We start from the raw sequence: 12,905 nt of genomic DNA, 5'->3' as shown, positions 1-12,905 counted from the left end.
GTTAGACGTATTATAATCACTCAATATTGTATTGTTTCTTATGTCGAAACAATGTTTTTTTATGATAATTATTTAAACACCCGTGCAAAAATTTTATCGACATTTTTGGTGTAATAATCGTAATTGAAACAATCGCGGATTGCCTCTTCGCTCAAACTCTGACGTAACTCTTCATCGTCCAATAGATATTGTAGATAGAGACTCTCCCCTTTATCGTTGATAGCACTTTTACCGTGCTGCAACCCTTCCCATACTTTCATCGCATTGCGCTGAACAATGCGGTACGCATCTTCACGGCTTACCCCTTTAAGTGGAAGCTCAAGCAAAACGCGCTGAGAGAAAACCAAACCGCCGGTTAGGTTTAGGTTGCGCATCATGTTATCAGGATAAACGACGAGATTCGCGATAACACTGTTAAAACGGTGAAGCATGAAATCGCTCGTAACAAAACTGTCCGGCAACCAGAAACGCTCGGTTGAGCTGTGAGAGATATCACGTTCATGCCATAACGCGACGTTTTCCATTGCGGGGATAACATAGGCACGAACCATACGCGCTAACCCGGTTATATTTTCGGTCAAAATCGGATTGCGTTTGTGAGGCATTGCGCTAGAGCCTTTTTGCCCTTTAGAGAAAAACTCTTCACATTCATACACTTCCGTACGCTGCCAGTGGCGTACTTGTACGGCAAATTTTTCAATCGAACCGGCAAGCAATGCTAATGTTGTCGCAAGACGGGCGTAACGATCTCGCTGTATAACCTGGTTAGACGCGGGAGCCGCTTTGAGTCCTAACGCTTCACACGTATACTCTTCAAGCTCTAACGGTGCGTGAGCAAAATTTCCCATGGCTCCGGATACTTGACCGACGGCAATTACCTCCATCGTTTGTTCCAAGTTTGTCAAATGGCGTGCCATCTCATCGTACCAGACCGCTAACACGAGTCCAAACGTAATCGGTTCTCCGTGAATTCCATGGGAGCGTCCAACGACCAATGTCATCTTGTGTTCCATCGCGCGAGCCTTAATCGACTCCATGACCATTTTGACGTCTTCGATGATAAGTGCCAACGAATCGCGCATTTGCAAAGCGACTGCCGTATCAACCGTATCGGAAGAGGTCATCCCGTAGTGGAACCAGCGACTCTCTTCGCCGAGCGTTTCCGATACTGATGTCGTAAAAGCGATCAGGTCATGTTTGGTTATTGCTTCAATCTCATCGATCCGCTCAACACTGAAGGCTGCATTTTTAACAATTTTTTCTGCATCCTCATCGGGAATCAATCCCAATCTATTCCATGCAGTGACAACCGCTTTTTCCACATCAAGCCACGCTTGATATTTTGCTTGAATACTCCATTTCGATTTCATCTCTTCTCTGGCGTAACGATCTACCATATCTGCTTCCTTACTATGCTAAAATGCGCATCTTATTAATAGATATAGTTTATCCAACCCTCCCTAAAAAGGAATTAAATTGCCCTTCATCACCAAAAAACTTCATGCGCCCACCCGACAGAAAGCATTCCGATTTTTAATGCAAGAGTTAGGTATACCCCAAAGTGAAGCGCAACGTTTAATTGCTAAAGGACGTCTTTCACAAGGTGGGGAGGTGATGTCAAATAATGCGGGATTCATTGAAGGCTCCTTTGATTTTATTTGTTTCGAGCCAGTGACGCTTGGACTCCTGCCCACATTTGTTGAAGAAGAATTTGCTGTCTATGATAAACCCAGCGGCCTCCTCGTCCACCCTCAAAACCGCCATACCCCATACAGTCTCAATGATGAGATCAAACACCGTTTCGGACATGATGCCAACATCACCCATCGTATCGATCAAGAGACGAGCGGTTTGGTTTTAGCAGCGCGGAACAAAGTATCGGAGCGGACTTTAAAAATGATGTTTGAAGAGCGTGAAATCACCAAACGATATATAGCAATGGTCAAGGGTCATCTCAAAGAGCCTATCGATATCCAAGAGCCTCTGCTGCGTCGTGAGGATTCCAGTTCGATTGTCCGCATGATCGTACGGGTTCACCCTGAGGGCAAAACATCTCGTACGTTCATCAAACCTCTGAAATATTTTCCGGACACCGATACAACGCTTGTAGAAGCTTCACCTTATACCGGGCGCCAGCATCAGATACGGGTTCATTTGTTTCACGTGAAACATTCTATTGTCGGTGATCCGATTTACGGCCAAGATGAAAACAATGCGGTACGCTTTTTAGATAGAGAAATGTCCATCGAAGAACGCTTTGCAAACACCGGAGCATCGCGCCTCTTACTGCATGCCCATTCCCTAGAATTTACCTACAAAGACATTTCATATCATGTCGTCTCAAAAGAAGATTTTATTACACAATGTTTTGACGCTATGAAAGCGAACTAATCCACCATGCCTTTTGTTACCAAAAAACTGCATTCTCCTGTACATCAGATGGCACTTACCTTTTTAATAAGTGAATTAGGGCTATCACGCAGCGAAGCTCAACGTCTAATAGCGAGAGGTCGACTTACGCAAAACGGCACAGTAATGTGTGATCAATTCGGCTTCATTGAGGGCGATTGTGAGTTCATTTGTTTTGAACCTATAACGCAAGGGTTCAAACCGATGTTTGTCACTAACGACTTTGCGGTTTACGACAAACCAAGCGGATTAAGTGTCCATCCCCATAGCCGGCAATCGCCCTATACCCTTAATGATGAGATCAAACATCTGTTTGGAGATGATGCTAACGCGACACACCGTATCGACCAAGAGACGAGCGGGTTAGTTTTAGTTTCTCGAAACAAAAAGAGCGAGACAGTTTTAAAACGGTTATTCTCTGAGCGTGCTATTACTAAACGATATCTTGCATTGGTAAAAGGTCATGTTGAACACGCTATCGATATCCAAGAGCCGTTATATCGAAACGATCACCCCAACCTTTTAATCAGCATGGTGGTTAAAGTTCATCCGGATGGTAAAAAAGCTCATACCCTTATTAAACCTCTTCAATATTTTCCTGAACATGATATGACTCTCGTAGAGGCGTCTCCGTTAACCGGGCGTACCCATCAAATACGGGTTCATTTGTTTCACGTGAAACATCCGATCATCGGTGATCCGGTATACGGTCCCGAGGAAGAGGATGTAATCCGATTTATAAACAAAGAGTTAAGCAGGGGAGAACGGTTAGAGAAAAGCGGTTCGACACGGCTATTACTGCATGCTCATTCGCTTGAATTTACCTATCAAAATGAGAAATATACTATCGTATCGGAGAAAGATTTTATCAAAGAGTGTTTTGAGGCAATGGGTTTTACTCCACCCCTCTAATGTAACGTTGACGTTTCGCCTCTTTTATTTTACGGATATCGACTAAAATATAGCCGTCGATACAGTTGTTGAATTCGGTATCGATCCCAAAATCCATAAACTCTACACCCCCCTCTTCACACAATTCACAATATTGTTTATAAAGTGTGGGGATAGACGCATCAAATGTTTTTAGATAATCTTTGAGCCGTTTAAAGTCTTCATTGTAATCCTCTCCGCTAAACAATTCCGAAAATTCTGAACAGACGTAATCCGAAAGCCTATAAGGAGACTTGGCTCGTACCATTGTATGGTCAGAACCAAAATAGAGGGTATAGAAATAGACCAATGCTTCTTGAGCATGTTTGGGAAAACTCCCCGAAATACTCACCGGTCCCATCATATATTTAATCTGTGGGTTATGACTTAAATAGGCACCGATACCTTGCCACAGGTAATCAAGAGCACGACTTCCCCAATATTTTGGCTGTACAAAACTGCGCCCTAATTCAATTGCATCTTCTAAAATCGGATCAAATTGATCATTTATATCGCATAGATCGCTCATATATAACCCCTCTTTCCCCAACCAAGAAAGTATCCATTCACATTCCCCGATACGATAGGCACCTACTACTTCCAACGCATCATCATCCCATAGAACAAGGTGATGGTAATAGCGGTCAAATTGATCGAGATCTTTAGCTTTGCCGCTCCCCTCTCCCACTTTGCGAAAGGAATATTCTCTTAATCTTCCTATTTCATTTAAAAGATGAGGAGCGTTATCGTAGTCAATGAGATAGATATGCTTATTGTCGCTTGTCGTACCGATACGTTCACCTTGTTTTAATTCCATTCGAATATCCTGACGCGATACAGGATGTGCTATCGAACATTCCGTCGGATATATACCCGGTTTTGCTTTTGCTATACGTAGTAGATGTTTACGAAACAGTTTTGCATGACGTTTTTCAGTGACATTAAAATCGTTTAGAGCCTTTTCACTGACTAATTCCCCTATTATCATGTCAAAAACCCTATTACGCGCCGCAAACATCTCATGGCTTAATAACATTGTTCCTAGAGGCTTATAGACCCATGAGGCAGCATAAAACAAAGGACTATTTTTAGCACCGATATAAATTGGTAAGATCGGAGCATTATTTCGCTTTGCAAATTTTATAAACCCCCCCTTCCATGCTCCCTCTTTCAATCCGAATAATCCTCCACGCGAAACTTCTCCGCTTGGAAAAAAGATAACTGCCTCTTCCGCGCGCAATGCGGTATCAATTTGACGCAGAGCATGTTTAGATACTCTGTCATTCATATTATCAACACTGATCAAAAACTCTTTAAGTTGAGGGATAGAAGAGAGCATCTTGTTGGCAACGATTTTTACTTTTTGGTCTTGACGTACATGACATACCATTTGAATCAATGATAATGCATCTAAAGCTCCCAATGGATGATTGGCAACAATAATTACTTTTCCGATTGCCGGTATATTTTCCACTTGACGACTATTCGTTTTGTATGATACATTTAAATGTTCCAGTGCGGCATCTATAAATGCTAATCCTGACTTTTGATCATTCATTACCATAAATCGGTTAATCGAGTTTTCATGAACAACCCACTGTGAAACTTTGACAATACATTTAGAAATAAATTTCGGATATTGAAATACTTTTGGATATTCTTTTTTTAGAACATGTTCAACACTAACCATTTTCATTCTCCTGGATATGATACAAAATGGTAAACAATATCAATTTCAAATCCATTACACGCCGATTACATCTCTGTAATCTAACAAAAATGTGAATAACTTTTTATAACACTCACTTAAAGTAAATTGAATCCGTATCAATTCGCTGAAAAGCCCTATTTTAGGCACTTTCAGCCATTTTGAAGAATATAGATTCAGCCAGTATTTATATAAATTATTTCTGAAACAAGAGTAGATTATGAGGTAAAAATACGTATTTGTAGATCACGTTATTCACACTTCGCTCACAGTGTGAATATTACACATTTTGAAAAAAATTATCCTTTTTTTCATTATTTAAGAATTACATAAGTGGTATAACAAAGATAAACAATACATTAAGTCTTAACCGCTATAGAAACCAAAAAAAATTAAGACGATCTAAGACTCTTTCGATACACTTACGGCCAAGCGACCTTCCTGGTGTGTCGGTCGTTTACCTCTTTCCAATTTAACCCTTTGAGCATGAGTAATGGCTACAGCCATCGCATCGGTAATGTCGAGCGGTTTAATCTCTTTTGTAATCCCCAAAATTTGTTTCACCATAAATGCAACTTGTTCTTTTGCCGCTTTTGCTTTACCGGTTAACGCTTTTTTCACTTGAAGTGCCGTATATTCCGCAAACATTCCATGTTCTTGTAAAAGTTTCAACATAATAGCCCCACGAAATTGAGCCAATTTTAAAACCGTTTTTGGATTGTGTGCATAGAAAATATCTTCCATCGCTACTTCATCTATGGTATGGGTTTTAAAAATTTGCTCAAGAGCCTCAACCACTTGTGGAATCTGATATTGAAGTGATTCACTTTTTATTTTGATGAGTCCGGCTTCGAGAAGACGAAATTTTTGACCCTCTATCGTTATAAGAGCGTAACCGCAATTACGTGTACCCGGATCAATACCTAATATTGTCATATTTACTCCTATTCACCTGGTGAATGATTTCATTCACATTAATACACTCCCAAATTATAGGGAAAAAAAGGTATTATTCACATTACTATTCACAGGGGAGTACGATGAATTCGATTGGTAAACAAGTCTTAAATGCACTCAAAAATGAGATCAGTGAGCTTGATTATACGCGCTATATTAAACAGCTTCAGTTTAATGAAGAAGAGTCTAAAAGCAATCTAGCTATTTTTTCTGCTCCGAACGCATTAATCGCTAATTGGATCCGTACAAAGTTTGCCGATAAAATTGCTCATCTTTTTGAAGTCAATACCAATATCAAACCGACGGTACTTATTAATGTCCTCTCATCTACTATTACCCCATCAGTAACTACTGCTCCCACAATTCCGGCTGAAAGAGCTATTACCTCTCTTTTAAACCCCTCTTATACGTTTCAAAACTTCGTTGTGGGAGGTTCCAATAATTTTGCTTATATTGCTGCAAAAAATGTGAGTGAAAAACCGGGTGTTGTTTATAATCCCCTCTTTATCTACGGTGGAGTCGGTTTAGGAAAAACGCACTTGATGCAAGCAGTCGGAAACGTAATGCTCTCTCAGGGTAAAACCGTTATTTATACTTCGGTTGAACAATTTCTAAATGATTTTTCGCGACATCTCAGTAATCGGACGATGGATCGTTTTAAAGATAAATACCGTAAATGTGATCTTCTTCTTATCGATGATATTCAATTTTTAAGCGGTAAAAATCAGATTCAAGAGGAATTTTTTCACACATTTGAAGCATTACGCAATGAAAATAAGCAAATTATTATTACTTCAGACAAAAAACCTAAACAAATCGGCGGATTGGAAGAACGGCTAAAAAGTCGCTTTGAATGGGGTCTTGTAGCCGATATTCAACCTCCTGAACTCGAAACAAAAATCGAAATTATCAAGAAAAAATGTGAAATCAATCGTGTTAAACTCGATCGTGAAGTGATCAACTATGTGGCTACTATTATCGAAAATAATACCCGTGAGATTGAGGGAATTCTCTCCAAACTCAATGCCTACTCTCAACTCATGGGAGTCGATATCACTATCGAATTTGCCCGAAACGTTCTAAAAGAGCAAATGGCAGAAAAACGGAGCAATATTACCATTGATCTTATTATGGAAACAGTAGCCAAAGAACTCAATGTTAAAACATCTGAAATTCGTTCAAAAAGCCGAAACAGCAATATAGTTTACGCCCGTCGTATCGCTATTTATTTGTCCCGTTCATTAACTCCTAATTCTATGCCTCAATTGGCACAATATTTTGGAATGAAAGATCATACGGCCGTCAGCCATACTATGAAAAAAATTCAAGAATTAATGAAAAATGATGAAGATTTTAAAATCAAAGTCGAAGAACTCTCCAATAAAGTTTCGATGGATACCTCTGAATAAATTATTTGTGTTTGTAAAGGGGTTTTAAAAAAGATATAATTCAAGATGTGAATGGATGTGAATGAAACTCACCCTTTTGGTCACACCCATTCATTACGCTGTTAAGGGAGTTTGTAGAGGGTTTTCACCTATTCACACCCCCTTATTACTAACTACTAGCTATTTATGATATAAATAATAAGGAGTCACTTATGAAAATTACCGTTGACAAATCGGTTTTGGAAAACATCCTTCTTCATCTACAACCTTTTTTAGAGAAAAAAGATACCTCCCAAATTACCTCTCATATTTTTCTCTCAACCGATGGAAGAACGTTGACTGCAAAAGCAACCGATTATGAAATAGGTTTGTCTATTCAAACCAATTCACTAACTGTTGAAGAACCCGGTTCTCTAACGGCAAACGGTAAAAAACTTCTTGATATTATCCGTATACTCAAAGATGAAAAAGTTGAATTGGATCTTCAAAAAGATACCTTGCATATTCGTCAAAAGCGTTCTAACTTTAAACTTCCAACATTTAAAAGCTCTGAATTTCCCTCTTTTCCGTCCATTGAGGGAAAACCCAATATTGCAATCAACTCACACTTGTTGATAGAGTCACTCAAAAAAATAACCCCTGCTACCGATACCAATAACCCAAAATTTGAACTTAACGGTGCATTGATTGATATTAAAGCCAATCAAATCAATTTTGTCTCTACCGATACCCGCCGTTTAGCCTTGGTCCATATCGAAAGTCAAAATGATGCAGAACTTTCAATTATTGTCCCTAAAAAAGCTATCATAGAAATTCAAAAACTTTTTACCAACAATATTGAAATTTACTACGATAATACTCATCTCATTATCAAATCTGAAGATTCCCTGTTTTTTACCAAACTTATAAACGGTAAATTTCCTGATTACACCCGTATCATTCCAAAAGAAGTACAACGTTCAATAAAATTGCCAAAAGCGGCAATCATAACGGCAATCAAACAAATCACGACGATATCGAATGATTTGAAACTTACCTTTCAAAACGACGCTATATTGTTTGAAAGTTTGAGTGATGACAATATTGAAGCAAAAACGGCAGTAGAAATTGAAAATGGATTTGATTCTCCGTTTATACTTGCTATCAACAGCCGCTACATTTTGGATTTTTTAGGACAAGTACAAGGAGCCGAATTTATCCTCGAAGCCAATGAGTCAAATCAACCTTTTGTACTTAAAGATGAAAATTTCAAAACAATCGTTATGCCGATCGTTATTTAATACTCTTTTCTACTTAATCCCTTTTGTGGGGATTTTTCTTAAAAAACCTTCTTTTTAGATTATATCAGGTAAAATAAAGCACTTAAACACGCTAATGTGCGGGAGAAATTATGGAACAAAATTACGGTGCCAGCAATATTAAAGTCCTAAAAGGGCTCGAAGCCGTCCGAAAACGACCCGGTATGTATATCGGCGATACCGGTCATCGCGGTCTACACCATCTAATTTATGAAGTGGTTGATAACTCCATCGATGAAGCGATGGCAGGGCATTGTGACACCATAAATGTTACGTTAACAAAAAATGGTACTGCAATTATCAGTGATAACGGTCGAGGTATCCCGACGGATATTCATCCGGGTGAGGGAATATCGGCAGCTACCGTTGTATTAACCGTACTCCATGCCGGTGGTAAATTCGATAAAGATACCTATAAAGTATCCGGTGGTTTGCACGGGGTCGGGGTATCGGTTGTAAATGCCTTGAGTTCTGATTTGAAAATGACCATTTATCGTGAAGGTCAAAGTTTCGAACAGGATTTTAAATGCGGTATTCCACAAGAACCTCTTGCTGTAACCGGAACAACTCGTAAAAAAGGGACAATGATCGAATTTGCCCCAGATCCTTCGATTTTTACAGAAACAATCACATTTGATTACGATTATTTGGCTAAGCGTTTCAAAGAACTTGCTTATCTGAATCCACGTATTACGATCAAGTTTAAAGATGAACGTAACGGTGCCGATAACACTTACCATTTCGAAGGGGGAATTACCCAATTCGTTACGGATATGAATAAAAAAGTGGTGGTTGCTACTCCATACGAATTCAATGAAAAAATTGAAGATATCGAAATGGATATTGCAATCATGTACAACGATAGCTACGATGAAAAAAGCTACACGTTTGTTAATAATATTAATACTCCTAACGGCGGTACCCATGAAGCAGGTTTCCGTGCAGGGTTGACCCGTGTTGTCTCTAACTACAACAAACAAAACGGTAATGCCAAAGAAAAAGATGTTCCATTATCGGGTGAAGACGTAGCAGAGGGGCTTATTTGTGTAGTTTCTGTACGTGTTCCTGAACCTCAATTCGAAGGGCAAACTAAAGGGAAACTTGGAAATACGTATGTTAGACCGCTGGTTCAAAAAGTAACCTATGAAAAATTAACCAAATATTTCGAAGAAAACCCGATCCAAGCCAAAGCAATTGTTCAAAAATCGTTAATGGCAGCACGTGGACGCGAAGCAGCGAAAAAAGCGCGTGAATTAACCCGTCGTAAAGATGCAATGACCGTTGGTACATTGCCGGGTAAATTGGCAGACTGTCAAAGCAAAGACCCAAGCATCAGTGAATTGTATCTGGTGGAAGGGGACTCTGCGGGCGGTTCGGCAAAACAGGGACGTGACCGTGTTTTCCAAGCAATTTTGCCGCTCAAAGGTAAAATTCTCAACGTTGAAAAAGCACGTTTGGACAAAATCCTCAAATCCGAAGAGATCACCAACATGATTACGGCTTTGGGATGCGGAATCGGTGAAGAATTTAATGAAGATAAACTTCGTTATCACAAGATTATCATCATGACCGATGCTGACGTTGACGGTAGCCACATTCAAACTTTGTTATTAACTTTCTTTTTCCGATATCTTCCGAAAATTGTCGAAAACGGTTATCTTTATCTCGCACAACCGCCGTTATATCGTTATAAAAAAGGGAAAAAAGAGATCTACTTTAAAGACGATCACGTTATGAATGCCTTTTTGATCGAAAACGGAATTGAAGCGTTAGAGATGGATAACATCAATGTCGGAGTAAACGATTTGGTCTCTTTCTTTAAAATGGTGGATCATTATCGCAGTACTCTTGATGCATTAGAGCGTCGTTATGCATTGGTTGAATTGATCCGTTATTTCATCGAAAATCCTGATCTTATAGCCCTTTCACTTACCGATCTGTATACCCATGTAGAGGCATTTTTAACAGCAAAAGGGAATAATATCCTAAGTAAAAGTGTAAATGAGAGTGATATGCATCTGTTTGTTCAAACCAAAGAGGGACTTGAAGAACTGCATGTCAATGATGAGTTGTTTTCATCCCCTCATTTTGCCGAAGCAAACTATATTTATCAAAAAATTAAAGATTGGAATTTGCCTTTAGAGGGCGATTTACTTGAACTTCTTACTATGATCACGGATCATGCAAAACGAGGTTCGTATATCCAACGTTATAAAGGTCTCGGAGAGATGAATCCGGAACAATTATGGGAAACAACCATGACACCGGAAAACCGTGTATTGCTGCGCATTACAATCGAAGATGCTGAATCTGCCGGAGAATCGTTTAATCTCTTTATGGGAGATGACGTTGAACCGCGTCGTAATTACATTGAAACACATGCAAAAGATGTGAAGCATCTCGATATCTAAATGATATTTACTGAGCAAGTAGAACGTTCACACCGTTTTAGACTCGCACTTCGGATGGGCTTGCCCATCTTCTTTTTGACAGTTATTACTTTTTTTGCTTTATTAAATCAACAAAATGAGGGGATATTTGCCTCATTTGTTACCGTTTCTATCCTTTTGTTAGGGGTGATGGTTTACTTCATCTTTTATCTTATTTATCAAAGCAGTCGGGAAAATATAACCGACGTTACTACCCATACTTTTACCTTTGACTATTTTTTTTCTTTGTACGAACGCCAAAAAGGGATTAAAACCCTAATGATGATTTCGTTGGAAAATCTTTGGGCTATTAATGAGCGGTACGGTATCCAAAACGGAGACAAAGTTTTAATTCAAACCGTACTTAAGATAAATGAATTTTTTTATGAGAAAGGGTTTGAAAAACTTCCTGTATGTCGTTACAAGGGGGGGGATTTTTTACTTTTTTTCCCGGGTAAAAAAGAAAAGTATATGGCTTTGATCGAACTCTTCATGGCAAAATATCAAAATCACCTTGAAAATGAGATAGAGGTTAGAGTAGGTACGGTGATGGTCGATTCACGTCTTTCGGATGATTATGAAATGCTTCTTAGCCGTTTGTATGAGCTGCATCTTTATCAGGTTAGCGGTGAAAAAGAAGATATTTACTCAATCACGGAACTCGAAAAAGAGATTGTAGAAGCTTTGGAAACCAAGAATTATTCCATTGGATTTTGGCCTGTGCATGATGAAAAATATCCTATCTATGAGACATTGGTTAAATTGATCGATTCCAAAGGTAAGTTTATTCATCAAAGCCGTTATATTCCTGTATTAAACCGATTGAATCGAATGCGTCAATTTGAAAGCGACATTTTGGAAAAAATCGGAAAGATGTGTGATGAGCAAAAATGGGATTTTATTATAGAAATTTCATCTGTTACATTGCGTAATCCCCATTTTTTTGAGCATGCTGTGACCCTATTTGAACGTTATCCTCTTGCACGGTATAAAATAACACTGCTTTTCAAGGAAAAAGAATATTGTCATCAATTAGAGCGTTTTAGAGCGCAATTAACCCATTATCGACGGGTTGGCTATAAGATTGCACTGGATAAACTCGGAGGATACCAGACAACTCTTTTGTACTTAAAAGAGTTGGATATCGATTTAGTCCGTTTTGATCCGCTTTACGCACGCCATATTAAAGAGACAGGATATCAAAACATACTCCAAGGGCTTAATCTCAGTGCCCATTTATGCGGAGCAAAAACGTGGTTGCCGATGATTGAAGATGAATATACCGATAATCTTGCCTTGTCGCTGAAAATAAATTATCGTCAGGGAAATTATCTCGGTAAAATTTTAACATTAGAAGAAGCACAAGGAAAACAATGAAATACGGTGAAGCAATAGTTGAAAATTTTGATGTGGAAAAAGATTTTGAGATTTGGCCCAATCAGCATGAACGCGATTATGTTGTCAAAGTAACGTTACCGGAGTTTACCTGTCTGTGTCCGCGCAGCGGATATCCCGATTTTGCTACGATTTACGTCGAATATACGCCGGACAAATGGGTAGCGGAACTTAAAGCTATCAAACTGTACATTAATTCGTTCAGAAACCGTCATATTTCGCACGAAAACAGTGCAAACGAGATCTATAGCCTCTTTGAAGATAAAATCGCTCCTAAGCGCTTAAAAGTGATTGCTGATTATTATCCGCGCGGTAATGTACATACGGTAATTGAGATTGATAGTGAAAAAATGGGGAAAGATAAAAAGAAAGAGAAGAAAAAATAAAAGGG

At 39.0% G+C, this 12,905-nt stretch carries 10 protein-coding genes; 7 read left to right on the top strand and 3 right to left on the bottom strand.

The annotated features are described in order from the left end of the window. Window positions 1-68 precede the first annotated feature (68 nt). Window positions 69-1,397: an adenylosuccinate lyase gene (gene purB / locus WC407_RS12000; protein WP_373022901.1), complete on the bottom strand. Its 1,329-nt coding sequence runs from the start codon at window positions 1,395-1,397 to the stop codon at window positions 69-71. Window positions 1,398-1,536: 139 nt separating this feature from the next. Between purB and WC407_RS11995 the strand changes: the two genes are divergently transcribed. Continuing rightward, window positions 1,537-2,391 (top strand): RluA family pseudouridine synthase, encoded by an 855-nt coding sequence (locus WC407_RS11995; RefSeq protein ID WP_373022900.1) that lies wholly within the window; start codon window positions 1,537-1,539, stop codon window positions 2,389-2,391. A 6-nt stretch (window positions 2,392-2,397) separates the two neighbouring features. Further along, window positions 2,398-3,321 carry an RluA family pseudouridine synthase gene (locus tag WC407_RS11990; RefSeq protein ID WP_373022899.1) on the top strand — a complete coding sequence of 308 codons (924 nt, stop codon included), beginning with the start codon at window positions 2,398-2,400 and terminating at the stop codon, window positions 3,319-3,321. On the opposite strand, the gene WC407_RS11985 is transcribed toward WC407_RS11990, so the two are convergent. Continuing rightward, window positions 3,305-5,029 (bottom strand): lysophospholipid acyltransferase family protein, encoded by a 1,725-nt coding sequence (locus WC407_RS11985; protein WP_373022898.1) that lies wholly within the window; start codon window positions 5,027-5,029, stop codon window positions 3,305-3,307. The two genes, WC407_RS11990 and WC407_RS11985, sit on opposite strands and share 17 nt — an antisense overlap. 420 nt (window positions 5,030-5,449) lie before the next feature. Continuing rightward, window positions 5,450-5,983, bottom strand: a complete 534-nt coding sequence (ruvC, locus tag WC407_RS11980; protein ID WP_373022897.1) for a crossover junction endodeoxyribonuclease RuvC — start codon at window positions 5,981-5,983, stop codon at window positions 5,450-5,452. Between the two features lie 104 nt (window positions 5,984-6,087). Between ruvC and dnaA the strand changes: the two genes are divergently transcribed. The 5 genes from dnaA to queF all read left to right on the top strand — a co-directional run bounded on the left by dnaA (window position 6,088) and on the right by queF (window position 12,900). Beyond that, window positions 6,088-7,413 carry a chromosomal replication initiator protein DnaA gene (dnaA, locus tag WC407_RS11975; protein WP_373022896.1) on the top strand — a complete coding sequence of 442 codons (1,326 nt, stop codon included), beginning with the start codon at window positions 6,088-6,090 and terminating at the stop codon, window positions 7,411-7,413. Between the two features lie 191 nt (window positions 7,414-7,604). Beyond that, window positions 7,605-8,672, top strand: coding sequence for a DNA polymerase III subunit beta (gene dnaN, locus WC407_RS11970; RefSeq protein ID WP_373022895.1), 1,068 nt, complete (start codon window positions 7,605-7,607; stop codon window positions 8,670-8,672). Window positions 8,673-8,782: 110 nt separating this feature from the next. Then, a complete protein-coding gene (gene gyrB, locus WC407_RS11965) occupies window positions 8,783-11,101 on the top strand; it encodes a DNA topoisomerase (ATP-hydrolyzing) subunit B (protein WP_373022894.1) in 2,319 nt (772 codons plus the stop codon). After that, window positions 11,102-12,496, top strand: coding sequence for an EAL domain-containing protein (locus WC407_RS11960; RefSeq protein ID WP_373022893.1), 1,395 nt, complete (start codon window positions 11,102-11,104; stop codon window positions 12,494-12,496). Continuing rightward, complete coding sequence (queF, locus tag WC407_RS11955; protein ID WP_373022892.1) at window positions 12,493-12,900, top strand: preQ(1) synthase; 408 nt, start codon at window positions 12,493-12,495, stop codon at window positions 12,898-12,900. The genes WC407_RS11960 and queF overlap by 4 nt, the downstream gene beginning before the upstream one ends. The last annotated feature ends 5 nt before the right edge of the window (window positions 12,901-12,905 follow it).

Origin of the sequence: Sulfuricurvum sp., assembly GCF_041651515.1 — a bacterium.
Taxonomy (GTDB): Bacteria; Campylobacterota; Campylobacteria; order Campylobacterales; family Sulfurimonadaceae; genus Sulfuricurvum.
This window is presented reverse-complemented; position numbering and strand designations above follow the sequence as displayed.